The 24,273-nt window shown below is 54.0% G+C and carries 22 protein-coding genes, 1 pseudogene and 1 riboswitch; of the genes and pseudogenes, 16 read left to right on the forward strand and 7 right to left on the reverse strand.

Translation table 11 applies throughout. From position 1 onward, the window contains the following. The first annotated feature begins 50 nt into the window (after positions 1–50). Both comGG and CWI35_RS16285 read left to right on the forward strand, forming a co-directional pair. The gene (gene comGG / locus CWI35_RS16280) at positions 51–440 is read left to right on the forward strand and encodes a competence type IV pilus minor pilin ComGG (RefSeq protein WP_047758063.1); all 390 of its coding nucleotides are present in this window, start codon (positions 51–53) and stop codon (positions 438–440) included. 46 nt (positions 441–486) lie between these two features. Next, a complete protein-coding gene (locus tag CWI35_RS16285; protein ID WP_011231910.1) occupies positions 487–666 on the forward strand; it encodes a YqzE family protein in 180 nt (59 codons plus the stop codon). A 102-nt stretch (positions 667–768) separates the two neighbouring features. Here CWI35_RS16285 and CWI35_RS16290 read toward each other — a convergent pair whose 3' ends face one another. Both CWI35_RS16290 and CWI35_RS16295 read right to left on the reverse strand, forming a co-directional pair. Further along, on the reverse strand, positions 769–1,563 hold the full coding sequence (locus tag CWI35_RS16290) for a YqhG family protein (protein WP_119877923.1): 795 nt from the start codon (positions 1,561–1,563) through the stop codon (positions 769–771). Further along, on the reverse strand, positions 1,550–3,214 hold the full coding sequence (locus CWI35_RS16295) for a DEAD/DEAH box helicase (protein ID WP_119877924.1): 1,665 nt from the start codon (positions 3,212–3,214) through the stop codon (positions 1,550–1,552). The genes CWI35_RS16290 and CWI35_RS16295 overlap by 14 nt, the downstream gene beginning before the upstream one ends. A 219-nt stretch (positions 3,215–3,433) precedes the next feature. Beyond that, a riboswitch (glycine riboswitch) is annotated at positions 3,434–3,522 on the forward strand. A gap of 187 nt (positions 3,523–3,709) precedes the next feature. On the opposite strand from CWI35_RS16295, the gene gcvT reads away from it, so the two are divergent. The 4 genes from gcvT to CWI35_RS16315 all read left to right on the forward strand — a co-directional run bounded on the left by gcvT (position 3,710) and on the right by CWI35_RS16315 (position 9,152). Beyond that, a complete protein-coding gene (gene gcvT, locus CWI35_RS16300; RefSeq protein WP_013144750.1) occupies positions 3,710–4,804 on the forward strand; it encodes a glycine cleavage system aminomethyltransferase GcvT in 1,095 nt (364 codons plus the stop codon). 35 nt (positions 4,805–4,839) lie between these two features. After that, complete coding sequence (gcvPA, locus tag CWI35_RS16305; RefSeq protein ID WP_119877925.1) at positions 4,840–6,186, forward strand: aminomethyl-transferring glycine dehydrogenase subunit GcvPA; 1,347 nt, start codon at positions 4,840–4,842, stop codon at positions 6,184–6,186. Beyond that, positions 6,179–7,651 (forward strand): aminomethyl-transferring glycine dehydrogenase subunit GcvPB, encoded by a 1,473-nt coding sequence (gcvPB, locus tag CWI35_RS16310; protein ID WP_012820559.1) that lies wholly within the window; start codon positions 6,179–6,181, stop codon positions 7,649–7,651. The genes gcvPA and gcvPB overlap by 8 nt, the downstream gene beginning before the upstream one ends. 313 nt (positions 7,652–7,964) lie before the next feature. Further along, positions 7,965–9,152, forward strand: a complete 1,188-nt coding sequence (locus CWI35_RS16315) for an ROK family transcriptional regulator (RefSeq protein ID WP_014196334.1) — start codon at positions 7,965–7,967, stop codon at positions 9,150–9,152. 56 nt (positions 9,153–9,208) lie between these two features. On the opposite strand, the gene CWI35_RS16320 is transcribed toward CWI35_RS16315, so the two are convergent. Continuing rightward, positions 9,209–9,583, reverse strand: a complete 375-nt coding sequence (locus CWI35_RS16320) for a rhodanese-like domain-containing protein (RefSeq protein ID WP_011231903.1) — start codon at positions 9,581–9,583, stop codon at positions 9,209–9,211. A 209-nt stretch (positions 9,584–9,792) separates the two neighbouring features. Here CWI35_RS16320 and CWI35_RS16325 point away from each other — a divergent pair, with 209 nt between their 5' ends. From CWI35_RS16325 to CWI35_RS16335, 3 genes are all read left to right on the forward strand, one after another. Beyond that, complete coding sequence (locus tag CWI35_RS16325) at positions 9,793–10,629, forward strand: lipoate--protein ligase family protein (RefSeq protein WP_020278531.1); 837 nt, start codon at positions 9,793–9,795, stop codon at positions 10,627–10,629. 254 nt (positions 10,630–10,883) lie between these two features. Beyond that, the gene (locus CWI35_RS16330) at positions 10,884–13,457 is read left to right on the forward strand and encodes a vitamin B12-dependent ribonucleotide reductase (RefSeq protein ID WP_011231901.1); all 2,574 of its coding nucleotides are present in this window, start codon (positions 10,884–10,886) and stop codon (positions 13,455–13,457) included. A gap of 125 nt (positions 13,458–13,582) precedes the next feature. Further along, complete coding sequence (locus CWI35_RS16335) at positions 13,583–14,995, forward strand: glycoside hydrolase family 18 protein (RefSeq protein ID WP_068895039.1); 1,413 nt, start codon at positions 13,583–13,585, stop codon at positions 14,993–14,995. A 39-nt stretch (positions 14,996–15,034) separates the two neighbouring features. Here CWI35_RS16335 and CWI35_RS16340 read toward each other — a convergent pair whose 3' ends face one another. Both CWI35_RS16340 and CWI35_RS16350 read right to left on the reverse strand, forming a co-directional pair. Beyond that, complete coding sequence (locus CWI35_RS16340; RefSeq protein ID WP_011231899.1) at positions 15,035–15,433, reverse strand: hypothetical protein; 399 nt, start codon at positions 15,431–15,433, stop codon at positions 15,035–15,037. 396 nt (positions 15,434–15,829) lie between these two features. Continuing rightward, a complete protein-coding gene (locus tag CWI35_RS16350) occupies positions 15,830–17,110 on the reverse strand; it encodes an IS110 family RNA-guided transposase (RefSeq protein ID WP_119877354.1) in 1,281 nt (426 codons plus the stop codon). A gap of 158 nt (positions 17,111–17,268) precedes the next feature. Between CWI35_RS16350 and CWI35_RS16355 the strand changes: the two are divergent. From CWI35_RS16355 to CWI35_RS16370, 4 genes and pseudogenes are all read left to right on the forward strand, one after another. Continuing rightward, positions 17,269–17,445: pseudogene (locus CWI35_RS16355) on the forward strand (DUF2332 family protein); the annotation flags it as partial. A 105-nt stretch (positions 17,446–17,550) separates the two neighbouring features. Next, the gene (gene splB, locus CWI35_RS16360) at positions 17,551–18,576 is read left to right on the forward strand and encodes a spore photoproduct lyase (RefSeq protein ID WP_119877926.1); all 1,026 of its coding nucleotides are present in this window, start codon (positions 17,551–17,553) and stop codon (positions 18,574–18,576) included. Between the two features lie 168 nt (positions 18,577–18,744). After that, positions 18,745–19,170, forward strand: a complete 426-nt coding sequence (gene mntR / locus CWI35_RS16365; protein ID WP_011231898.1) for a transcriptional regulator MntR — start codon at positions 18,745–18,747, stop codon at positions 19,168–19,170. 87 nt (positions 19,171–19,257) lie between these two features. Further along, positions 19,258–20,139 carry a patatin-like phospholipase family protein gene (locus tag CWI35_RS16370; RefSeq protein ID WP_015375384.1) on the forward strand — a complete coding sequence of 294 codons (882 nt, stop codon included), beginning with the start codon at positions 19,258–19,260 and terminating at the stop codon, positions 20,137–20,139. A gap of 78 nt (positions 20,140–20,217) precedes the next feature. Here the strand turns inward: CWI35_RS16370 and CWI35_RS16375 are convergent, their stop codons facing one another. Beyond that, positions 20,218–20,574 carry an SA1362 family protein gene (locus tag CWI35_RS16375; protein WP_119877927.1) on the reverse strand — a complete coding sequence of 119 codons (357 nt, stop codon included), beginning with the start codon at positions 20,572–20,574 and terminating at the stop codon, positions 20,218–20,220. A gap of 22 nt (positions 20,575–20,596) precedes the next feature. Next, positions 20,597–21,532 (reverse strand): DUF1385 domain-containing protein, encoded by a 936-nt coding sequence (locus tag CWI35_RS16380; RefSeq protein ID WP_119877928.1) that lies wholly within the window; start codon positions 21,530–21,532, stop codon positions 20,597–20,599. 186 nt (positions 21,533–21,718) lie between these two features. Between CWI35_RS16380 and CWI35_RS16385 the strand changes: the two genes are divergently transcribed. From CWI35_RS16385 to efp, 3 genes are all read left to right on the forward strand, one after another. Continuing rightward, a complete protein-coding gene (locus CWI35_RS16385) occupies positions 21,719–22,249 on the forward strand; it encodes a YqhR family membrane protein (RefSeq protein ID WP_011231894.1) in 531 nt (176 codons plus the stop codon). A 260-nt stretch (positions 22,250–22,509) separates the two neighbouring features. Continuing rightward, positions 22,510–23,571 carry a M24 family metallopeptidase gene (locus CWI35_RS16390; RefSeq protein ID WP_031206532.1) on the forward strand — a complete coding sequence of 354 codons (1,062 nt, stop codon included), beginning with the start codon at positions 22,510–22,512 and terminating at the stop codon, positions 23,569–23,571. 27 nt (positions 23,572–23,598) lie between these two features. Beyond that, positions 23,599–24,156, forward strand: coding sequence for an elongation factor P (efp, locus tag CWI35_RS16395; RefSeq protein WP_011231892.1), 558 nt, complete (start codon positions 23,599–23,601; stop codon positions 24,154–24,156). The last annotated feature ends 117 nt before the right edge of the window (positions 24,157–24,273 follow it).

Consider the following 24,273-nt stretch of genomic DNA (forward strand, 5'->3'; position numbering starts at 1 on the left):
CCTTGACCGCCGCTTCCCCCTTTTAGACTGGAAAAACGAGGGAAGGGGAAATGGGTCGACAAGATGGTGTCATTTTTCCGATTGTGGCTGTCGTTTCTTTGTTGCTTGTCTTTTCTGTCACGCATGTCTTGCTCCTCTATGAAGCGGAACGACAGGCGGCTTATGCGGCCCGGCAGGCAGCCGAGGCGGACGAGCTTGTGCAGATGGCCGTGTTTGACGTAAAAGAACGCATCGCATCAGCCGATCCGTCGACCGCGGAAGAGGCTGGGGAATGGACCTATCCGCGCGGAAGGGCCGTCTACCGGTGGGTGCGGGAAGATGCAGCGCACGTTCGGGTTTCTTTGTCCATCCGTTCAGCCTCTGGACTGAGGCGCGCTGTCATGTTTACTGTCACGCTTCCGGCGCTTCATATTGTCGAATGGAGAGAGCAAAACGGTTAAAAGAGGAAAGAAGCGGAAAAACTAAAAGAAAAAAGGGGGGGATTTGATGGCGGTCAACGATTATGTCAAGTTTGTCACCCAACAATTTGTCGCCTACATGGACTTGCCGAAAGAGGAGCGGAGGCAGCGGCGTCAGGTGCGGAAACAAGAGCAGCTTCCGCTTTCATACCGCTTGTTTGGCATGGTGCCGCTTTCGCTTCGCTTGCTGTTTCGGCGCCGCCCGTAGCAGCCGCCCGCTGGCCTAGGCCGGCGGGCGGTTTTCGTGCCGACGGAAGGGAGTTCGTCGGTTTGAGCGCTGTGAGCCGGATGGACCCATCCCGGGGTTGATTCACGATGAGCGGGGCAGCAAATAAAACAGTCCGCCGTTGATGACGGAAACGGTGATGCGCGGCTTGTACTGCTTTTCCAACGCTTCCTTCTCAATATAATAGCACTCCGGCTTTTCTTCGCAGTCTTTGTAAAATTCATCAAGCAACGCCAAATCGTCGGCCCAGCGTCGGCGCGCCTCATCCGCCCACGCATGGTTGTCGGCGGCGATGCGGCTGCGTATGTATTGCTCGAGACGGCCGATGCCGCTTCTCGGTTTAATGAGCGGGGAGATGGTGAAACAGTAATCAGGGATTTTCGGCGTCAGCCGTCGCTCGCGCATCCGCTCATGAAACGACTCGACGATCGTTCCGCTAATGAGATGAAGGCCAAGGGAGACGATTTCATCTTTTTTTCGGTCGCATTCGTACGAAATCGTGACGTTCATGCCGAGCCATGGATGGAGGGCGGCGTTGCCGTCCAAAGGCGCGCTTGGCTCCTCATACAGGCGGATGAAGCTGCCGCGTTTTTGCGCTGAGCGGAACAGCTGGTGCAGCCGGGGAGCGCCGAAATGGAGGCGCTCGCCTTTGAGTTTGTCCGTCCGCTCGCTCGCGCGGGTGATGAGCGTCAGTCGCATCGGCTGCGGCACGCCGCCTGTCCGTTCAATATAATGCCAGTAAAACGGCCGATTCATCAGCTCTTTGTCCATTTCTGCCGTCAGTTGCACGGTAAGGTAGTCGTCGTTCGCCTCAACAAACGTGCAGCCGTTGGCCGCAAAATAGCGTTCGACAAAGCGGCGGATTTCATGTTGCTGCATGCCGCTCTCCTCCTTCCTTTCCGAGCTGCTCCGCCAGCTCGATCATCGCGACGATGTTTTCCATTTTGATTTTCATCTCCCCTTCGCTCCGTGAATGAACGAAGGCGTCTTCGAAGTAGCGCTCCAGGTTGGCGAGGTTCATTTTCGCCAAAATGTCGTCCAGCTCGCCGACGACTCGTTCGAACAGGCGGATTTTTTCGTACAGAAGCGTTAAAATATGTTCTTCGACCGTCTGTTTGACAGCGAAGTTATAAATGTAGACGTCATCCGTCTGCCCGAGCCGGTGGACGCGGCCGATTCGCTGCTCAAGGCGCATCGGGTTCCACGGCAAGTCGTAGTTGATGACATAGCGGCAAAACTGCAAGTTGATGCCCTCGCCGCCCGCCTCGGTGGCGATGAACACTTGGGCGTGGTGTTTAAACAGTTCCTGCATCCAGTCTTTTTTGCCGCGCCGGAAGCCGCCGCGAAACGGAACGGACGAGATGCCGTGCTGCTTTAAAAACCATTGCAAGTACAGCTGCGTCGCCCGGTATTCCGTGAAAATAATGACTTTGTCATGAATGGAACGGATAAGCTCGAGCGCTTTTTCCGCCTTTGAGTTCGTCGTGACGGCGTTGATTTTTTCCAATACGCGTTCAAGCGGCTCTGGAACCGCTCCACCGCATTTATCGATCATGTTTTTGATCGTGAGAAACAGCGCCTCGCGGCTGCTGCACGCCTCGCGAAGAAGCGTGATGAGCGAAAACGAGCCGGCGAACGATTCGCGGCGGAGCGCCTTGACCGCTTCATACAGTTCCCGTTCCTCATTCGTAAACTCGATCAGCACCGGTTCAACGTGGCGCTTCGCCCATTCGATCGGCGTATCGGCGCGGCGGTTGCGGATCATCACTTTGTTGACGAGCGCTTTTAAATGGTCGTTCGTCTGTACGGCCCGCGTTTTTCCATACGTTTTGGCAAACTGTTCCGAGCTGCCTAAATGACCGGGTTTCAACAGCGAGACGAGGTTGAAAATTTCTTCGATCCGGTTTTGGATCGGCGTCGCTGTCAGGAGCAAACAAAACTTCTTTTTTAAATTTTGCACAAACTCGTAGTTTTTCGTTTTGTTATTTTTCAGTTTGTGCGCCTCGTCGATGATGATCATGTCGTACGACTGCCCGTAGATGATGTCACGGTGCGGCGGTTTTTTCGCCGTGTCGATCGAGGAAACGACGATATCGCACTGCTCCCAGACGTAGCTCTTTTTCTGCTGGACGGCCGGGATGAAAAATTTTTCGTTCAACTCTCTCACCCATTGCGAAACAAGGGAGGCGGGAACGAGAATCAGCGCTTTTTTCACAAGGCCGCGAATCATATATTCTTTTAAGACGAGCCCGGCCTCGATCGTTTTTCCAAGCCCGACTTCATCCGCCAAAATGGCTTTGCCGTTCATCTCCTCGACGACGCGGCGCGCCACTTCAAGCTGGTGCGGAAGGATCGTCAAGTGGGGCAGGTGTTTGGGCGCCTGCAAGCCATGAAATTCTGGGACGCTTAAATGATGGGCGGCCTCAAGCGCCAGTTCGTACATTTCCCAGCTCGCCCACGGACCGTCTTTTTCGACGCGTGCCAAAAATTCCTCCTTCCATGTTTCATCCATTTCAAGGTCAATGTTCATGGCGATCCCCTTCCCTTGTTGCGAATGTTTATATAGATTGCATGTGGTATGTTGGGTAAAACAAGAACATTATTATGACTAATTGCCATGAAAGTTCGATTATTTCCTATTGCCCTTTGACTGTGATTGATGGTAGTATAAATTTAGAACATTCTCATGACTCGTTGATCAGGGTGTTTGTTAGTATGCCCGATATGGAAACAATTTATTGATGGGCGGATGACGGCAAGGGGAGAGACTACGGAATGTAGCGCCGAAGGAGCAAGCGGAAACGCGAATCTCTCAGGCAAAAAGACTCTTGCTTGACGCAGCTCTGGAGAGCGCCTGCGTTCACGCAGGCCACCCAAGAGGAAACCGATCGGCCCCATGGACCGCGAACGGACGCGCCAAACGGGCCGGCGGGAAACTTTCAGGTGCCAGGACAGAGCCCCCTTACTTGTTGATAGGGGGAAGTCTGTCCTTTTTTGTGTGACGTGGATCAAAGGAGGGAATCAGATGCTAAAGCGCACGCCCCTATTCTCGGTGTACGCCCGTTACGGCGCCAAAACGATTGAATTTGGCGGCTGGGAAATGCCGGTGCAGTTTTCCAGCATCAAGGAAGAACATGAGGCTGTAAGAACGCGCGCCGGGCTGTTTGACGTCTCCCATATGGGGGAAATTGTCGTCCGCGGCCGTGGGAGCCTCGCGTTTTTGCAAAAGCTCATGACCAATGACGTCGCCAAACTGCGGCCCGGCCGGGCGCAATATACGCTCATGTGCTATGAGGACGGCGGCACAGTCGATGATTTGCTCATCTATCAAAAAGGAGAGAATGACTACTTGCTGGTCGTCAACGCGGCGAATACGGAAAAAGACTTCGCTTGGCTAAGCGGGCATGTTGAGGGCGACGTCGAGCTTCAAGATGTATCGTCCGAAACGGCTCAGCTTGCCTTGCAAGGGCCGGCAGCGGAGCGCGTCTTGCAGCGATTGACGGATTTTGATTTGGCGGCGCTGCGCCCGTTTTCATTCGCTGACGGCGTCGAAGTCTCGGGCGTGAAGGCGCTCGTTTCGCGCACCGGCTATACGGGGGAAGACGGGTTTGAGCTATATTGTAAAGCGGAAGACGCCGCCGCGCTATGGGAGGCGATCCTAGCGGCCGGAGCTCGTGACGGCGTTCTCCCATGCGGACTGGGGGCGCGCGATACGCTCCGCTTTGAAGCATGCCTGCCGCTTTACGGTCAAGAGCTGTCCGACTCGATTTCACCAGTTGAAGCCGGGCTTGGTTTTGCCGTCAAAACGGAAAAAGAGCCGCCGTTTATCGGCCAAGCTGTATTGAAACGGCAAAAAGAGGAAGGGCCGCCGCGCCGGCTCGTCGGCATTGAAATGATCGACAGAGGCATTCCGCGCCACGGATACCTTGTATTTGCCGACGGCGAAGAGGTCGGGTTCGTCACGACCGGCACGCAGTCGCCGACGCTGAAGAAAAACATCGGCTTGGCCTTGGTGAAAGCGGATGTGGCTGCCATCGGCCGGGAGGTGGAGGTGGACATCCGCGGCAAGCGGCTGAAAGCGAACATCGTGCCGATTCCGTTTTACAGGCGGGCCAAGTGACGATTCCAAAGCGACAAGGAAAGGGGAAAAACGCAGTGCTCCATCGTTATTTGCCGATGACGGAAGAAGACAAACAGGAGATGCTGAAGACGATCGGCGTTGCCTCGATTGACGACTTGTTTGCCGATATTCCAGAACAAGTCCGCTTCCGCGGCGAGCTGAAGGTGAAACCGGCCAAATCCGAGCCGGAGCTGTGGAAAGAGCTTGCGGCCTTAGCGGAAAAAAACGCCAGCGTAAAACAATACGTTTCCTTTTTAGGAGCCGGGGTGTACGACCATTATATTCCGGCTGTCGTCGACCATGTCCTGTCGCGCTCTGAATTTTATACGGCCTATACGCCGTATCAACCGGAAATTTCCCAAGGCGAGCTGCAGGCGATTTTTGAGTTTCAAACGATGGTGTGCGAGTTGACCGGCATGGATGTCGCCAACTCGTCGATGTACGACGGCGGCACGGCGCTTGCCGAAGCGGTGCTTCTTAGCGCCGCGCATACGAAGCGGAAGAAAGTGCTCATCTCGACCGCCGTTCATCCGCAATATCGGGAAGTCGTGCGCACGTACGCCAAAGGACAGAAGCTCGAAGTGAAAGAAATTCCGTATGACGGCGGCATCACCGATCTTAAGGCGCTTGAAGCGGAAATGGGGGATGATGTGGCGTGCGTTGTCGTCCAATACCCGAACTTTTTTGGTCAAATCGAGCCGCTGAAAGCGATCGCGCCGCTTGCGCATGAAAAGAAAAGTTTGTTTGTCGTCGCCAGCAACCCATTGGCGCTTGGTGTGTTGACTCCACCCGGAGCGTTTGGCGCCGACATTGTGGTCGGCGACATGCAGCCATTTGGCATCCCGACGCAATTTGGCGGCCCGCATTGCGGCTATTTCGCTGTCAAAGCGCCGCTCATGCGCAAAATTCCAGGCCGTCTTGTCGGGCAGACGACCGATGAGGACGGGCGCCGCGGGTTTGTCTTGACGCTTCAAGCGCGCGAACAGCACATCCGCCGCGATAAGGCGACATCCAACATTTGCTCCAATCAAGCGTTAAACGCCTTGGCCGCTTCCGTTGCGCTGTCGGCGCTTGGCAAGCGGGGCGTGAAAGAAATGGCGGCGATGAATATGCAAAAAGCGCATTATGCGAAGGTGGAACTTGAAAAGCGCGGACTGTCGTCGCCGTTTGCCGGTCCGTTTTTCAACGAGTTTGTCATCCGGCTCAACCGTCCGGTTTCTGAGGTGAACGCCCGCCTGCTCGAAAAGGGGATCATCGGCGGCTACGACCTTGGCGGTGATTATCCGGAACTTTCCAATCATATGCTTGTTGCTGTCACCGAACTGCGGACAAAAGAAGAAATCGATCGGTTTGTCAATGAATTGGGGGATGGCCATGCGTAACGATCAACCGCTCATTTTCGAACGAAGCAAGCCGGGGCGCATCGCCTACAGCCTGCCAGCGCTTGACGTGCCGGCTGTCGATGTCAGCGAGCTCGTGCCGGCCGATTATCTTCGCACTGAAGAGCCGGAGCTCCCGGAAGTGTCGGAGCTTGACTTAATGCGTCATTATACGGCGCTCTCGAAACGAAACCACGGCGTCGATTCCGGGTTTTACCCGCTCGGGTCGTGCACGATGAAATACAATCCGAAAATCAATGAAAACGTCGCCCGCCTCGCCGGGTTTGCTCACATTCATCCGCTTCAGCCAGAGAAAACGGTGCAAGGGGCGCTTGAGTTGATGTACGACTTGCAAGAGCATTTAAAAGAAATCACAGGCATGGATGCGGTCACCTTGCAACCGGCGGCCGGCGCCCACGGCGAATGGACCGGGCTGATGATGATCCGCGCTTACCATGAAGCAAACGGCGACTTCAACCGGACGAAAGTGATCGTCCCGGATTCAGCGCACGGCACGAACCCGGCGTCGGCAACGGTCGCGGGTTTTGAGACGGTGACGGTCAAATCGACCGCCGATGGACTTGTCGATTTAGAGGACTTAAAGCGCGTCGTCGGTCCGGATACAGCGGCGCTTATGCTCACGAATCCGAACACACTCGGGCTGTTTGAAGAGCATATTGTCGAAATGGCCGAAATCGTCCACAAAGCCGGCGGCAAGCTGTATTATGACGGCGCGAATTTAAACGCGATTCTTGGCAAGGCGCGCCCGGGGGACATGGGCTTTGACGTTGTTCATTTGAACTTGCATAAAACGTTCACCGGCCCGCATGGCGGCGGAGGCCCAGGCTCGGGCCCGGTCGGGGTGAAAGCCGACCTCGTTCCGTTTTTGCCGAAGCCGGTCATCGAAAAAGGGGAAAACGGTTATTACCTTGATGATGACCGTCCGCAATCGATCGGCCGCGTCAAGCCGTTTTACGGCAATTTCGGCATCAATGTTCGGGCGTACACGTACATCCGCTCGATGGGGCCGGACGGCTTAAAAGCGGTGAGCGAATATGCGGTGTTAAACGCCAACTATATGATGCGTCGGCTTGCTGAGTATTACGATTTGCCGTATGACCGCCATTGCAAGCACGAGTTCGTTCTCTCTGGCCGCCGGCAAAAGAAACTCGGTGTCAGAACGCTCGACATCGCCAAGCGACTGCTTGATTTCGGGTTTCATCCGCCGACGATTTACTTCCCGCTCATCGTTGAAGAATGCATGATGATCGAGCCGACGGAGACGGAGTCGAAAGAGACGCTCGACGCGTTTATTGACGCCATGATTCAAATCGCCAAAGAGGCGGAGGAAAATCCGGAAATCGTTCAAGAAGCGCCGCATACGACCGTTGTGAAGCGACTTGATGAAACGACCGCGGCGCGCAAGCCGATTTTGCGCTATCAAAAACCAAAACATAGCGACAACTGATGTTTGAGCATTGATGAGCGCTCGCTCCCTAACGGAGCGGGCCGTTTCTTTGTACGACGGATGAGTCATTGACAGAAATGTTGAATTAGTTTATTATATAAACTAAGATCAAGAAAGAAAAAGCATGTGTCCATATGGAGAAGTTAGCCTTAACAGTCGGTGCACGGGCGCCCGACGGCTTGGGCGAAAAAGCTGATGGTCAAGAGTCGAACACGGCAGGAATCGACGGATGCAGCAACCGCCATAATAGCGAGGCGCCCCTGCCCTTTCGCAAGACACATTCGATCAATCAAATGAAAAGGATGACAGAGACGTGCGGACAGGAAACATTTCTCTTGTAAAAAAAATGAATAAACAGCTCGTCTTAAAATTGATTCGCGACCAGCATCCGATTTCGCGCGCCGATATCGCCAAGACAACCGGATTGAACAAGGCCACTGTCTCCGCGCTTGTTGACGAACTGATCGCCGAGCATTTCGTCCATGAAAGCGGAATCGGCGAGTCAACCGGCGGGCGCCGGCCGCTCATGCTTCGCTTCAACGCCGACGCCGGCTCGCTTATCGGCGTTGAGCTGGGGGTGAACTATTTGTATGCCGTGTTGACCAATTTAAACGCGGACATTCTTTGGGAGCAACGGCGTTCGTTCCGCCCGTCTGAAGGGCAGGAGGCGATCATCGGCGAAATGATGGAGCTCATCGAGGCGGCCATCCGCCGGGCGCCGGCGACGCCGTACGGCGTGATGGGAATCGGCATCGGCGTGCCGGGCGTCGTCCATACCGAAAGCGGGACCGTTGTGTTTGCTCCGAACTTGCGCTGGGACGATGTCGCCTTGGCGGCTGTTTTGCGGCAACGGTGGCCTGAGCGTCCTGTCATTGTCGAGAATGAGGCGAAACTGGCGGCGCTTGGAGAAAAGTGGTTCGGCGCCGGCAACGAGTTCGCCCACTTTGTTTACATCAGCGCCGGAATCGGCATTGGCGCCGGCGTCGTTCTTCACCATCAGCTCTATCGGGGTGTCAGCGGCCTAGCTGGTGAAATCGGCCATCATACGATCGATGTCAACGGCATTCGCTGCAGCTGCGGCAACATCGGTTGCTGGGAAATGTATGCGTCGGAAAAATACATTGAGCGCCGTTTGGCTGAAGAAGGGCGTTCCGAATGGCTCGATGAACGCTTTTCCATCGCTGCGATGGCGTTGGCAGCAGAAAGCGATGAACAGCTGGCGCGCATTTTGGAGGAAACGGGGCGCTATCTCGGCGTTGGATTGTTGCAGGTGATTTATGCGTACAATCCAGAAGCAGTCATCATCGGCGGTCCGATTGCCCAAGCGGGCGAGTATGTGATCGGTCCGGCGCGCCAAGAAGTGAGAAAGCGGATTCTCGTCAAAAAAGAAAGCGAGCCGTCCATCATCTCCTCCAAGCTGAAAGAGAAAAGCTGCGCCATCGGCGCGGCTGCTTCGGTGCTTGAGGCGGTCGTCCTGCCGCCGGAATTTGCGGCGGTCTAGCGCATGCGAAAAGAGGCGCCTGCCTGTTTGGGCAGAGCGCCTTTTTGGTTAACGGGCTACGCTTTTTTCTTCACTTTCCCGGTCCATGTTTTAAATCCGCCTTTTAAATGGTACAAGTCGCGGTATCCTTTTCGGTAGAGCATTTGCGCGGCTCGCCCGCTGCGCAGTCCGTTTTGGCAGTACAAATAGATCGGCTGGTCTTTGCGCAATTCTTTCATGCGCATGCGAAGCTGCGTGAGCGGGATGTTGCGAGCCCCTAAAATATGTCCAGCCGCAAACTCATCCGGTTCGCGGACGTCGACGAGTTGCGCTTTTCGATAACCGGCGCGGAACTCTTCCTCTGTCAATGCTTTGACAATTCTCTTCTGCCAGAAGTACGTAATGACGGAATACACGATGATTGCGCCGAGAATAATGAGCAATGCTTCCACCCGTCATGCCTCCTTTCGCTTCGTCTGCTATTTCCTATTATATAAAGTCGCCGCCGGGAAGCAAAGAGGTTTTCGCGATGCCATTTTTCTTTCCTTCACCGGCGTTGTTTGCTAAACTAATAAAGGCGGCCAAAAGCGTCCCGCCCCTTGGCGGTGGTCGACAAGCCGCCGCAGCGTTTAGAGTATGGAACAATAGAGAAGGTGGAACGATGGCAAAAGAAGTATGGCGCTTTATCGATTCCGGCTATTGCCCGCCGGCGTTCAATATGGCGCTCGATGAGGCGCTTCTCGATTGGCACAGCGAAGGCAAAATTCCGCCGACGATCCGCTTTTATGGCTGGAATCCGCCGACGTTGTCGATTGGTTATTTTCAAAAAGTGGAGAAAGAAATTGATTTAGAGGCGGTCAAACGGCACGGCCTCGGCTTTGTCCGTCGGCCGACCGGCGGGCGCGGCGTCCTGCACGATAAAGAATTGACATACAGCGTGATCGTCTCCGAGTCGCACCCGGCGATGCCGAAGACGGTGACGGAAGCATACCGCGTCATTTCGCAAGGAATTTTAGAGGGATTTCGCTATCTTGGGTTGGATGCGTATTTTGCCGTGCCGAAAACGGAAGAAGAGAAGGCAGATTTGCGCAGCCCGCGCTCGGCCGTTTGTTTTGACGCGCCGTCATGGTACGAGCTTGTCGTTGAGGGGCGGAAAATCGCCGGCAGCGCGCAAACGCGGCAAAAAGGCGTCATTTTGCAGCACGGATCGATTTTGCTTGATCTGGACGAAGAGCTGCTGTTCAGCTTGTTTAAATATCCAAACGAGCGGGTGAAAGAGCGTCTGCAGCGCGATTTTAAAAAGAAGGCAGTCGCGATCAATGAGTTGACGAGCCGCACGGTGACGATCGAGGAAGCGAAAGAGGCGTTTTACAAAGGATTTGAAAAGGGATTGAACATCGTATTGGAACCGTACACGCTCACCGCCGAAGAGCGGGCGTACGTTGAAGAGCTGGCGCGGGCGAAATACGAAAGCGACGAATGGAACTTCAAGCGCTGAGCAGCGACGCGGTAAATCGTTCGTTTTCCGGCAAAAACAGCGGCACTCCCCCGTTTTTCTCCGCTTTTCGCCGTGTTTTGTTTTTTTTTGCTTGACAAAATGAAATCATTTGTTCTCTTTAACAATATATAGTATGATTTTCATAAAAAATCATACTATATATTGTTTTTTTCTGTTTGATATGGTAAGGTAGAGAAGACAGGACAACTTTGCCAAAAACATGAGAGATTATATAAAAGAGGAGAGATAGGAGAATGACGGTGGCGTCATCCGAAAAAATGAAGATCAATATTGACAAGCTGAACGAGGATATCCGCCTATTTCCGCAAGTGCATCCGATTACGCCGGATATGCACATCACCCATAAAGGCGTATCCCGTTTGGTCATGCTTGACCGGTATTCATTCAAAGATACGGAGAAGCTGACGCTCACACCGGGCGATTTCGTCGTGTTGACGATCAAGGAGGATCCGAAATTCCCGGCACGAGGGCTCGGGTTTATCGTCGACATCGATTGGGAGGCGAAAAAGGCGCGCGTGTTGATTGAAGACGAATACCGGCACGTGCTCGAAGGGGAAGAGGCGGAGACCGGCATTGTGGTTCGGTCGCTCGACATTATTGATAAGCCGCTCGAAATTTTCTATGAGCAAATCGCCAAGCGCAATGCGACTGGGCTGGCGGCGGTGGAAAAGACAGAAGAAAAGCGGAAAGAGTGGTTCGAAAAGTTTTATCAAGAGCTCGCAAGCTTGAATTTTGTTCCGGCCGGCCGCGTGTTGTACGGGGCGGGTTCGGGCAAGGAAGTGACGTATTTCAACTGCTATGTGATGCCGTTTGTGAAAGACTCGCGCGAAGGAATTTCCGAACATCGGAAGCAGGTGATGGAAATCATGAGCCGCGGCGGCGGCGTTGGGACGAACGGCTCGACATTGCGGCCGCGCCATACGCTTGCGCGCGGGGTGAACGGCAAATCGTCCGGGTCGGTCTCGTGGCTTGACGATATTGCGAAGCTGACCCACCTTGTCGAGCAAGGTGGCTCCCGCCGCGGCGCCCAAATGATTATGCTTGCTGACTGGCACCCGGACATTATCGAATTCATCGTCTCGAAAATGCAAAACCCGCGCATTTTGCGCTACCTGCTCGAAAATATGGAAGACGAAGGCATCAAAAAAGCAGCGCGCGACAAACTGAAATTTACGCCGCTCACCGAGCGGGAGCGGGCGATGTATGAAGCGATCGTCCGATACAAGAACGCGCCTGACTACGGCGGTTTCACTGAAGAAATCATCAAAGACGCCGAAGAAAAACTGCGCACCGGCGGTACATATACGGTGCACAACCCAGACTTTTTGACCGGTGCGAACATTTCCGTCTGCCTGACGAAAGAGTTCATGGAAGCGGTCGAAAAGGACGAAGAATACGCGCTCCGCTTCCCGGACGTGGAAACCTATTCCGAAGAGGAAATGCGCATTTACAACGAAAAATGGCATGAAGTCGGCGATGTACGCGAATGGGAGAAAATGGGCTATCGCGTCCGCGTCTACCGGAAAATCCGCGCCCGCGAACTGTGGAAGCTGATCAACATTTGCGCGACGTATTCAGCCGAGCCGGGCATTTTCTTCATCGACAACGCCAACGAAATGACGAACGCCCGCGCGTACGGGCAAAAAGTCGTTGCGACCAACCCGTGCGGGGAACAACCGTTGGCACCGTATTCGGTGTGCAATCTGGCCGCCATTAACTTGGCGAACATGGTGGACAAAGAACGGAAGGTCATTGACTACGAAAAACTGAAACGCACGGTCGAAATCGGGGTGCGGATGCAAGACAACGTCATTGACGCCACGCCGTACTTCCTTGAGGAAAACAAAAAACAAGCGCTCGGCGAGCGCCGCATCGGCCTTGGCGTCATGGGGCTTGCAGACTTGCTCATTTACTGCGAAAAAGCGTACGGCTCTGAGGAAGGAAACCAGCTTGTCGATGAGCTGTTCCGCACGATCGCCACGACCGCATACCGGGCATCGATCGAGCTGGCGAAAGAAAAAGGCAGCTTCCCGTTTCTTGTCGGCGAAACGGAGGAAGAGACGCGCAAGCTGCGTGAAGCGTTCATCAACACCGGCTACATGAAACGGATGCCGGAAGATATTCGTCAAGATATTTTGAAATACGGCATCCGCAACTCGCACTTGCTGACGGTGGCGCCGACAGGATCGACGGGAACGATGGTCGGCGTCTCAACCGGGCTTGAGCCGTACTTCTCGTTCTCGTACTACCGGAGCGGGCGCTTGGGCAAATTTATCGAAGTGAAAGCGGACATCGTCCAAGAATATTTGGACAAACACCCGGAAGCCGACCCGAACCACTTGCCGCCTTGGTTTGTGACGGCGATGGACTTGCCGCCGGAAGCGCACGCCGATGTGCAGTGCATCATTCAACGTTGGGTCGACTCGAGCTTGTCGAAAACGGTCAACGCGCCGAAGGGCTACACCGTCGAGCAAGTGCAAAAAGTGTACGAGCGTTTATGGCGTTGCGGTGCGAAAGGCGGAACCGTCTATGTCGACGGCAGCCGCGATGCACAAGTGTTGACGTTAAAGGCTGAGGAGAATCAGATTGAAGAGCAACTTGAACTGCTTCCAGAGGAGCTCGAGGAAAAAGAGACGAAACGCCCCGTCGTGCTCGTTGATACGATTCAAGATGTGCGCGCCACCGATGTGACAATCGGTTCCGAAATCGGCAATATTTGCCCGATTTGCCGCGAAGGGACGATCGAAGAGATCGGCGGCTGCAACACGTGCACAAGCTGCGGCGCGCAGCTGAAGTGCGGCCTGTAATGGCGATACGAATGGGTTTGAATGGATGAAACGCTGGTTTCCGTAGAGGAACCGGCGTTTTTTTTTACATAAAAGGCAAAAGCCAAAATATAGTGGTAAAAGGAGGGAACGAAAGGGGGAGCGTCATGATTGTTCATGTCGTAAAGCGCGGGGAGACGCTTTGGCAGTTGGCTCAGCGTTACGGCGTTCCACTCGAGCGGATTGTCGCCGCCAATGAACTGAGCGACCCGAACCGGCTAGCCGTTGGCCAAGCGCTCGTCATCCCGGTTCCATATCGTTACCATACGGTCCGCACAGGGGAAACGTTATGGCAAATTGCGCGCCAGTATGGAGTGGCGGTCGAAGCGATTATACAGGCGAACCGGATCACGAATCCGTCGCTCCTTTATCCAGGGACAACGTTGTTCATCCCAGCGCGCATCCATACGGTGCGAAGCGGGGAGACGCTGGCGCAAATCGCTTCGTTCTACGGAGTGACGGTTCAGCAGCTGATCGAAGTAAACGATATTACCGATCCGAACCGGATCGTCCCCGGACAGCGGCTCATCATCCCGCCGGCGAAGCCGCTCATCGAGGTGAACGCATTTACGGTGGACCAAGGGGAGAAAGGAGCGGAGCAAGTGCGCGAAGTCGGCCGCCATTTGACCTATGCCGCGCCATTCGCCTACACGATCCGCGCCGATGGCGGGCTCAATCCGATCAATGATACAGCATTCATTCAGGCGGCTTATGCCGCCCGTGTCGTGCCGATGATGACGATCACGAACTTTACGTACCAAGACCCGGGCTCGAGGCTGGCGCAGATGATTCTGGCCGACGTTGCGCTGCAAACGCGATTGCTTGACAACGTCATTCAAGTGATGCGAGCAAAAGGGTACCGCGCGTTGAATGTCGATTTTGAAAATGTCTATCCGTCCGACCGCAAGCGGTATAACGAGTTTTTGCAGCGGGCGGCCAACCGGCTTCACGCCGAAGGGTATGTTTTATCGACGTCGCTGGCGCCCAAAATAAGCGCTGAACAAAAAGGGCTGCTGTACGAAGCGCACGACTACCCAGCCCACGGACGCATCGCTGATTTTGTTGTCCTTATGACCTATGAGTGGGGCTACCGGTTTGGGCCGCCGCAAGCCATTTCGCCGGTGAATCAAATTCGGCGCGTGCTCGATTATGCGGTGACCGCCATTCCGCGTAGCAAAATCATGATGGGGTTTCAAATTTATGCCCGCGACTGGGTGCTGCCGCACGTGCAAGGGCAAGAGGCGGAAACGTTCAGTCCGAAAGAGGCGCTAGAGCGCGCCATTCGCTACGGGGCGTCCATCCAATACGATGCGGCGGCCGCCTCGCCGTTTTACCGGTACACGGACGAGCAAGGCCGCCAGCACGAAGTATGGTTTGAAGACGCCCGCAGCGCGTTGGCGAAATTTGAATTGGTGAAAGAATACGGATTGCGCGGAATCAGCTACTGGGTGCTCGGGTATCCGTATCCGGAAAACTGGGTGCTGTTAGAAGACAATTTCCGCATTCGCAAGCGGGGATAAGCGGTTCGAGCGTATGCGCCGGTCATCGGGCATGCGCTTTTACTTTGTTTCTTGGAGTTCGAGCCGCTTTTTTAGCTGATAAATTTCCAGATCGTGCTGGCCGATCTTATGGTTTAAATATTCAATCGCAATGTTCGCGTTGCGCCAATCATGTGACAATATCTCGAACATGCGCCGATGGTCGGCCAGCTCGTCCTCGATTTTTTTGAAATGGCTGCGCGTCTCGATAATGAAATGGTCCAACTTTTCCTCGAGGCGTTGTTGCTGTTCTTCGAGGCGCTGTTGTCGTTCTTCGAGGCGTTGTTGTCGTTCTTCGAGGCGTTGTTGTCGTTCTTCGAGGCGTTGCTGTCCGGCTTCTAGGCGGTCGAGGCGTTCATGAATCGGCTGCAACTCCTCTTTCAGCACCGAGCGAAGCAATTCGACAAGCTCGTGAGACATTCTGCATCCCTCCCTCTAGAAATGTTGATGTATCAAGGCTTTTCGGCCTCTCAGGGGTGTCCAAAAAATATTTTTCGACAAAATCCCTTACATCCTTTTTCAGTTTTGTGGATATCTTACAGACCTAGGGTGCGCTTCGCGGCCACGGCTGGGGATATTTTCCTTCCGTGGGGAGAAGCGTATTCGATGCACCCTTTGGATCTCCGCGTCGCTGATGAGGACGAACCCTCCCATGTCTCCGGGCGTCTTCGCGCCAACATTCCCTCGTTCGGTCTCGTCATCAGGCGGAGGCCGGCCAAGCTCCTTTGGGGACTCAAGGTCGAATGGATAAAATCACGCCAGCTTCTCCGGTGTCATCTGGTTGTCCAACGATTCTTCCGTTCGCAGGGGGAGGCCTTAGGCCGCCCGTTGCACCTGGGACAAGACGTCCTGTTTCATTCGCTCCGCGTCAAAGGCTTGTTTCTTCGTACAAATCGCAAACAGCACATTCAACAGCTTCCGGCACAAGGCGACGATGGATTGCTTTCCGGTCAGCGGGTTGACGGATCGGGTCGTGTAATATTCATGCAGCTCGCGAAACGCCTCGTTGTGCCGAATCAGCGGAATCATCGCCCGAAACAGCACCGATCGCAGCCGTTTCCGTCCCCGTTTGGAGATGTGCTTTTGCCCTTTGCGCTGGCCGGAGGAGTTCTCCTTGAGCGTCAGGCCCGCCAACTTCACCAATTGACGCGGGTCCCGATAATGGGCGAAGCTGCCGATCTCCGCCAGAAGATCGATAATCGTGGCGTCTCCCAACCCGTCGACCGTTTTCAACCATTGATACTCCATCGTCGTTTGAACCAATGCCTTCAACTCGGCGTCCAGTGCGGCGATCTCCGCCTCCAATTGGCGGTATCGGCGGACGAGCGCGGCGATCTCAAACCGGGCCATCGTCGTCCCTTCCGTCACCCCAATCGAGTCCTTCGCGGCGTTGATCAACGCCTGAATTTTGGCCTTCTGCGGGCATTTCAGCCCTTCGCTTTGCCGGTACACCTCGATGAGCTCCTCGGCGGTCCGACCCGCCATATCGGCCGGAAACGGCGTCCACTCCAACACCGAAAGCGCCGTTTTTCCCAGATCGCGAAACACCATCCAAAACTCCGGAAAATACCGGTCGGTCCAGCGGATGATCGCATTTTTCACCGCCGTCTGTTCCTTGCGGAGCTTCTCTTTGAGCGTGCTTCCCACGCGCAAATCGGCTTCGATCTCGTGCAGCAGCCGGGGGACGAGGAATCGTCCGTCTTTCGCCAGTCTGGCGATGACTAGGGCATCTTTGGCGTCATGTTTCGTCGGCAGGTTGTCATCGAGTTCTTTCGACCGGCACACATGCGCCGGGTTGACCATGACCAACGGGATCCCGTGCTCCTCGAGGAAGTAGGCCAGGTTCAACCAGTAGTGCCCGGTCGGCTCCACCGCGACGATCACCTCTGACTTCCCGAACGCTTGCATCGCCTCCTGAATCGCTTCATACAGCTGGCGAAAGCCCTCTTTCGACTGGAAGATCGGGAACGATTTGCGAAGGACACGCCCCCGGTCATCCACGAAGCAGGCGTAGTGGGTTCGTTTCGCGATATCGATGCCCACGACAAGCGTTTGTTCGGTGACTTGATCAATTTTATAGTTTTGTGTACAATTCATCTGAAGTCCTCCTTGGTATGGTGAGTGATGTGTTTGACACCCCTGCATCATACCAAGAGGGCTTTTTTTGATCAAGTCCCCGGAAAAGCTCCTAACGGGAATGCTCCTTTCAGTTTAGTTTTATTGTATCATTGCGTTCATGAGCTGTCATGGCAAATCTTGAGCAGCTTCGCGAAATCGGCCGCCAACGGGATTTGTTCCATGTGTATAACAATATGTGGGATCCGAAACTGCATCTGGATCGCATGATCAATGGCCGAGAATGCCGGCAAATCGTTGCCGAAACCGACGGCCATGCCCGCTGGTTTCGTTGGGAGGCGGATGGATGTGGATGAGGAGGCGACAAGGAAACGAAAAAAGAATTCCAAATAAAGTAAGATAACGACTCCCCCGTTCTCGTCCATACTAAACTGTAAAGATGGACGAAATGGGGGAAAACGATGAAACCGTTTGTGCCAAAACTTGTGTATTTCGAACCGGAGGCGTTGTCGTACCCGCTCGGGAAGGAACTGTATGAGAAATTTATGCAAATGGGAATCGAGATTCGCGAGACGACATCGCACAACCAAGTGCGCGGCATTCCGGGAGAGACGGAGCTGGCCCGGTATCGAAATGCGAAATCGACGCTCGTTGTTGGCGTGCGGCGGACGCTGAAATTTGATTCATCGAAGCCGTCCGCCGAATACGCCATTCCGTTGGCAACCGGATGCATGGGTCATTGCCATTATTGCTATTTGCAAACGACATTAGGAAGCAAGCCATATATCCGCGTGTATGTCAACTTGGACGACATTTTCGCCCAGGCGCAAACGTATATTGACGAGCGCGCACCTGAGATCACTCGTTTCGAGGCGGCATGCACGTCCGACATTGTCGGGATCGATCATTTGACCCATTCGCTGAAAAAAGCGATTGAATTTATCGGCGCGACCGACTACGGGCGGCTCCGATTTGTGACGAAGTATGAGCATGTCGATCATTTGCTTGATGCCAAGCATAACGGCAAGACGCATTTTCGCTTCAGCGTCAATTCCCGCTATGTCATCCGCCATTTCGAGCCAGGGACGTCCTCTTTTGACGCGCGGCTTCAAGCCGCGCGCAAAGTGGCCGGTGCCGGCTATAAGCTCGGCTTTGTCGTCGCGCCGATTTACCGGCATGACGGCTGGGAACAAGGGTATTTTGAATTGTTTCAGGAGCTCGCCCGGCAATTGGAAGGAGTGGATTTATCTAGTTTGACGTTTGAGCTCATCCAGCATCGGTTTACCAAGCCGGCCAAGCGGGTCATCGAGCAGCGTTACCCGAAAACCAAGCTCGATTTGGACGAATCGAAGCGCAAGTATAAGTGGGGGCGGTACGGCATCGGCAAATACGTGTATCGTGACGAGGAAGCGCGGGAGCTGGAGGAAACCATGCGCTCGTATATTGCTCGCTTTTTTCCATCGGCCCAAGTGCAGTATTTTACGTAATGTCCCCTTCATGGTATAATGGGATTGATTGCTATTTTTTGTTTGCCTGGGCGGCCGACTGGCCCGGCAGCGTCTAGCCGAAGCGGGCAAAGCGGCAATGTTCATGAGAGATGCTGACGGCCGCTGCACTTGTCTGCGGCAGACAAACGTGATGGGAGGGGACAAACGTTGCCGACACCAAGCATGGAAGATTATATTGAGCAAATTTACATTTTGATTGAAGAAAAGGGCTATGCTCGCGTCTCTGACATCGCTGAAGCGTTGTCCGTCCATCCCTCCTCGGTGACGAAAATGGTGCAAAAGCTCGATAAAGATGAGTATTTAGTGTATGAGAAATACCGCGGACTCGTCTTGACGCCAAAAGGAAGAAAAATCGGCCAGCGGCTCGTCTACCGCCATGAGCTGCTTGAGCAGTTTCTCCGTTTGATCGGTGTCAGCGAAGAAAACATTTACCGCGACGTGGAAGGGATTGAACACCATTTGAGCTGGAACGCCATCGACCGGATCGGCGATTTGGTGCAGTATTTTCAAGAGGACGAACGCCGCCTTGAAGCGCTGCGCGATGTCCAAAAGCGCAATGAACAAGGAGAGTAAGCCGATGCTTGCTCTTTTTTGTTTGCCGTACTAAATGTCCTCCTTTTTTCTTACATATGTATAAACGGCAAAAAGGGGGAGGCGGCGGTGGACATTGATCTTGTCTTTTCCGGCGGCGGGGTGAAAGGGTTTGCGTTGCTTGGAGCGTATGAAGCGATTGAGGAAAAAGGTCTGCGCTGGAAGCGGCTTGCCGGCACGAGTGCGGGAGCGTTGCTTTCGGCGCTGCTATCGGCAGGCTACAGCGCCCGCGACATCGCCCGACTGCTTGAGGAGTTGGAGTTGGAGCAGTTTTTGGATGAACGGCCGCTATGGATTCCGTTTTCGCTTTGGAAATGGGTGCGCCTGTATTGGCATCTTGGGCTGTATCAAGGAAAGGCGTTTGAGCGGTGGCTCGAGGCGGCGCTCGCCGCCCGCGGCGTGCGGACGTTTCAAGATGTGCCGGCCGGCAGTTTGTATATCGTCGCTTCCGATGTGACGAACGGACGCATCGTCGTGCTGCCGGACGATTTAGCCATATACGGCATTGACCCTGGGTCGTTTTCCATCGCCAAAGCAGTGCGGATGAGCATCAGCATTCCTTATTTCTTTGAGCCGGTCCGCCTTCGCGGGCGAAACGGTGTGGCTTTCATTGTCGACGGAGGGGTGTTGAGCAACTTTCCGCTGTTTTTGTTCGATGAAGAAAAGAAGAAAAAACGGCCGGTGCTGGGCGTTCAGCTGAGCCCAAAACCAGGGGAGCGGCCGAAACGAACGATCACCAATGCGCTCGATTTGTATGAGGCGCTGTTTGCGGCCATGAGAGAGGCGCATGATGCGCGCTACATTTCGCGTCGCCATGAAAAAAACATCGTCTTTTTGCCGGTGGACAACGTTATTTCTACGGAATTTTCCATCGAACTGGAAGCGCGCCGGCGCCTGATCGATTACGGACGCGAGCGGACGCGGCAGTTTTTGCGCCAATGGGCGTACTAGACGGGAAAGCGGCAATAGGGCACACCTCTGCCGCCGATTTTTCAGCTGAACGGCAGAGGCAAACAAAAAAGAATCAAGCTAAAACGAAGCTCGATTCTTTTTTTTGCCTTTTTTGCCCTCGATCACGGTCAAGTGCGGAATGGCCGTCCGTTTTTTCAGCGGCCGCTTCAGTTTCGCCGGCTTTGCTTGTTTGCGCCCGGAGCGGGGATGGAGCTTTTTCGACTGCCGCACCGCCTTTAAATACGATAACCGATCTTGATCGGTGCGGTGTTGGTATACGAACCGGTAGAAGAGATAAATGGCGGCCAAAAACAGCGCAACAAACAACAGCTGGCGGAACAGCACCGTCGGATGGGCAAAAAGGGTATAGACAATGCCAAGCGTTCCAAGCAAAATCATAAGCCCGACAAGCGGATGAATGGCCCGGCGCCGCAATGAGTCCACCCCCTTTGATCGATTACTGCACCGCTTGTTTCCTTTCGGCTTCCGCTTCCAAATCGAGAAGCCGCTGAAACGAGGCGATGGCCACTTCCACTTGGTCATCGTCCGGTTCTTTTGTCGTCAACCGCTGCAGCCATAGCCCGGGATAACCAAGCCAGCGAAGCAGCGGAATATCTCTCAATTTATTTGTAAACTGCAAGACTTCAAACGAAACGCCAAGCACGACAGGAATTAAAGCGAGCCTGTTTGCGATTCGCAGCCAAAGCGGATCCGTCGGCACGAACAAATAAAGGAACAAGCTGATCATGACAGTAAATAAAATGAAGCTGCTGCCGCATCGGTAGTGAAGGCGCGAGGCGCGCTGGACGTGCTCAACAGTGAGCGGCCACCCTGCTTCAAAGGCGTTGATGACTTTATGTTCCGCCCCGTGGTATTGGAACACGCGTCTAACAAGCGGCGTCAACGAAATAAAGTAAATGTAGCCGAGCAAAAGAGCAAGCTTAAAGGTTCCTTCAAGCAAAATTTGCCCCATTTTCCCCGGTACGAGCGGTTTAAAGGCGTCGGCGGCGAGCGCCGGAACGAGCGTAAAAATGGTTTTGGCGAATAAAAACGATAGCACGCCGATGACGGCGGCGCCGAGAATCAGCCCGAATTTGGAGCGTCTTTCTTCGGCGGCCTGTTTTTCGTCCGAGGACGCCTCATATTGTTCGCTGGCAAACTGCAAATGCTTGGCCCCGTTTGCGCTCGCCTCAATAATGGCGACAATGCCGCGGACAAACGGGATTTTTTTCAGGGCAGCCAGCGTCGGATGGCTGCGGCGAGGCAGCGTAAAATAGTCAATCGTCCCGTCATGACGGCGAATAGCGGTGACGGAGTGCGTCTTGCCGGCAAACATCACCCCTTCAACGACCGCTTGGCCGCCGTATAACGGTTTCTCCATTGATGATTTCATCAGGCCAACACCAACCTATTTTTTATGTTTATTATTTTATTCTACAAGAAACATCCGGAAACCTCTAGGTTGATGCTACTATTATGATTTCCAAAAAATCCATGATTTACACAAGGGCGGTCATTTTTTCGTTTGATTCATGGGATGGTCGGCTGTCGGTCATACTAACAGACAAGGAGGTGTACGATGATGGCGGAACAAAAAGGGAAGCTTGAGCAGGAGGAGACGGAGCGGCCGATGACGCTCATACAAAAAACGATCATCATCGGGTTTGTCGGCGGGGTGTTTTGGAGTTTGATCGGCTATTTGGCTTATTTTTTCCATTTCAGTGAAATCAGTCCGAATATGATTCTCATCCCGTGGGTTGCCGGGGACTGGAAATATGGGAAAGCCGGCAATTATGCGGCCATCGTGCTGATCGGCATCATTTCCATTGCGGCGGCGCTTTTGTACTACGCGTTCCTGCGCAAGATCGCCGGTATGTGGGCGGGAATGGTATATGGCGTGGTGCTTTGGATGATTGTCTTTTATTTGTTTAATCCACTGTTTCCAAACGTCCAACCAGTTGCAGATTTAGAAACGAATACGATTATTACGACGCTTTGCTTATACATTTTATATGGCGTATTTGTCGGGTATTCGATTTCTTTTGAAACGCAAGAAATGAATCGAACGGCGTTAAATGTCGGAAAAGAGGCGGCAAATGAAGGAAACTGACGAAGCTTCTTTTCGCTCTCATCCGCTGAAGTAAGTGCTGCATCAAGCGCCGCGCGGACGTCTAGCGGAAACGACCATCTTTATGGTAAAATAAAGAAGGTTTTGCATGTTTCAGCATCAGTCCATGGCTGCTGCGGGCGCTCGTGAAACTGGCGCGCCTACGAGGTTTTTCGCGTCATCCTGACCGCGAAGATTTTCTCCGCTCTCGACGCAGGCAGCCAAGGAGACGAGCACACTCTAAGGGAAGAGGAGACGGAAACATGGAAAAGCTGGAAAAGCTTCGGGAGCTTCTTGACGAGCAGCATATCGACGGGCTGTTAGTAACAAACGGCTACAACCGCCGCTATTTGACCGGGTTTACTGGCACGGCCGGCGCTGTACTTGTCAGCCGTCAAGGGGCGGTGTTGGTTACGGACTTCCGCTACGTCGAACAAGCATCGAGGCAAGCCCAAGGGTTTGAAGTCGTCCAGCACAGCGGGCCGATCATCGAAGAAATTGCCAATCAGGTGAAGCGGCTTGGCATCAAGAGGCTTGGCTTTGAGCAAGAACATGTCACCTATGCCGCATACAAGTCGTATGAAGAAGCCATCCGCGCTGAACTCGTGCCAACGTCTTGGCTCGTAGAAAAATTGCGCTTGATTAAGTCAGAGGCAGAGATTAAGATATTAAAGGAAGCAGCAGAAATCGCCGATGCGGCGTTTTCGCACATTTTGTCGTTCATCCGTCCAGGCGTTAAAGAAATCGAAGTGGCGAATGAGCTGGAATTTTTTATGCGCAAACAAGGTGCGTCTTCGTCCTCCTTTGATACGATCGTTGCCTCCGGCTACCGTTCGGCGCTGCCGCACGGGGTGGCGTCAGAGAAAACGATCGAGCGCGGCGAGCTCGTCACGCTTGATTTCGGGGCTTACTATAAAGGGTATTGTTCCGACATTACGAGAACGGTCGCCGTCGGCGACATTAGCGTGGAGCTGCGGACGATCTATGACATCGTTCTTGAAGCGCAGCAACGCGGCATGAACGGGCTCAGGGCAGGCATGACCGGCAAAGAGGCTGATGCGCTCACGCGCGATTACATCCGCGAAAAAGGGTATGGCGACTATTTCGGCCATTCGACCGGCCATGGGATTGGATTGGAAATTCACGAAGGGCCGACGCTTTCGTTCCGTTCGGATGTCGTGCTTGAGCCAGGCATGGTTGTCACCGTCGAGCCGGGCATTTACATCCCGGGGCTTGGCGGGGTGCGCATCGAGGACGATACGGTCATCACTGCTGACGGGAACGAAGCGCTCACCCATTCGCCAAAAGAACTGATCATTTTATAATGGATTGCGTGAGGAGGATTTCGGCTAATGATTTCAGTCAACGATTTTCGCACAGGACTTACGATTGAGGTGGACGGCGAGATTTGGCGCGTCCTTGAATTCCAGCACGTCAAGCCGGGCAAGGGGGCGGCGTTCGTCCGTTCGAAGCTGCGCAATTTGCGCACCGGCGCCATTCAGGAGCGGACGTTCCGCGCCGGCGAAAAAGTGAACCGGGCGCAAATCGACACACGCAAAATGCAATATTTGTACGCCAACGGCGACCAACACGTTTTTATGGATATGGAAACGTACGAACAAATCGAGCTGCCGGCGAAACAAATCGAGCATGAATTGAAGTTCTTGAAAGAGAATATGGAAGTATTTATTATGATGTACCAAGGCGAAACGATCGGCGTCGAGCTGCCGAACACCGTCGAGCTGAAAGTCGTTGAAACAGAGCCGGGCATTAAAGGTGACACCGCTTCTGGCGGCTCGAAGCCGGCGAAGCTCGAAACCGGCCTTGTCGTTCAAGTGCCGTTTTTCGTCAACGAAGGCGACACGCTCATCATTAATACGGCCGATGGCACGTACGTTTCGCGGGCGTAAGCGCAAGCCCGACAGGCACCGTCTCGGACACCTTCCGGGGCGGTGTTTTTTATGCGCAAAATGGGCGACGTTTTGCTCTCCCCCATCGTTTTCCTCAGTAAAAACTTCTTCTGAAAC

The sequence above is a fragment of the [Bacillus] caldolyticus genome, from assembly GCF_003595605.1.
Classification (GTDB): Bacteria; Bacillota; Bacilli; order Bacillales; family Anoxybacillaceae; genus Geobacillus; species Geobacillus thermoleovorans.

What these genes read in the sequence shown, in the direction of transcription:
- CWI35_RS16350 (WP_119877354.1), bottom strand. Translation starts at nt 17,110, where the DNA reads ATGAATTGTACACAAAACTATAAAATTGATCAAGTCACCGAACAAACG.
- CWI35_RS16285 (WP_011231910.1), top strand. Translation starts at nt 487, where the DNA reads ATGGCGGTCAACGATTATGTCAAGTTTGTCACCCAACAATTTGTCGCC.
- CWI35_RS16325 (WP_020278531.1), top strand. Translation starts at nt 9,793, where the DNA reads ATGGCAAAAGAAGTATGGCGCTTTATCGATTCCGGCTATTGCCCGCCG.
- CWI35_RS16380 (WP_119877928.1), bottom strand. Translation starts at nt 21,532, where the DNA reads ATGAAATCATCAATGGAGAAACCGTTATACGGCGGCCAAGCGGTCGTT.
- comGG (WP_047758063.1), top strand. Translation starts at nt 51, where the DNA reads ATGGGTCGACAAGATGGTGTCATTTTTCCGATTGTGGCTGTCGTTTCT.
- CWI35_RS16295 (WP_119877924.1), bottom strand. Translation starts at nt 3,214, where the DNA reads ATGAACATTGACCTTGAAATGGATGAAACATGGAAGGAGGAATTTTTG.
- CWI35_RS16390 (WP_031206532.1), top strand. Translation starts at nt 22,510, where the DNA reads ATGGAAAAGCTGGAAAAGCTTCGGGAGCTTCTTGACGAGCAGCATATC.
- CWI35_RS16385 (WP_011231894.1), top strand. Translation starts at nt 21,719, where the DNA reads ATGATGGCGGAACAAAAAGGGAAGCTTGAGCAGGAGGAGACGGAGCGG.
- CWI35_RS16335 (WP_068895039.1), top strand. Translation starts at nt 13,583, where the DNA reads ATGATTGTTCATGTCGTAAAGCGCGGGGAGACGCTTTGGCAGTTGGCT.
- gcvPB (WP_012820559.1), top strand. Translation starts at nt 6,179, where the DNA reads ATGCGTAACGATCAACCGCTCATTTTCGAACGAAGCAAGCCGGGGCGC.
- splB (WP_119877926.1), top strand. Translation starts at nt 17,551, where the DNA reads ATGAAACCGTTTGTGCCAAAACTTGTGTATTTCGAACCGGAGGCGTTG.
- CWI35_RS16290 (WP_119877923.1), bottom strand. Translation starts at nt 1,563, where the DNA reads ATGCAGCAACATGAAATCCGCCGCTTTGTCGAACGCTATTTTGCGGCC.
- CWI35_RS16340 (WP_011231899.1), bottom strand. Translation starts at nt 15,433, where the DNA reads ATGTCTCACGAGCTTGTCGAATTGCTTCGCTCGGTGCTGAAAGAGGAG.
- gcvT (WP_013144750.1), top strand. Translation starts at nt 3,710, where the DNA reads ATGCTAAAGCGCACGCCCCTATTCTCGGTGTACGCCCGTTACGGCGCC.
- efp (WP_011231892.1), top strand. Translation starts at nt 23,599, where the DNA reads ATGATTTCAGTCAACGATTTTCGCACAGGACTTACGATTGAGGTGGAC.
- CWI35_RS16330 (WP_011231901.1), top strand. Translation starts at nt 10,884, where the DNA reads ATGACGGTGGCGTCATCCGAAAAAATGAAGATCAATATTGACAAGCTG.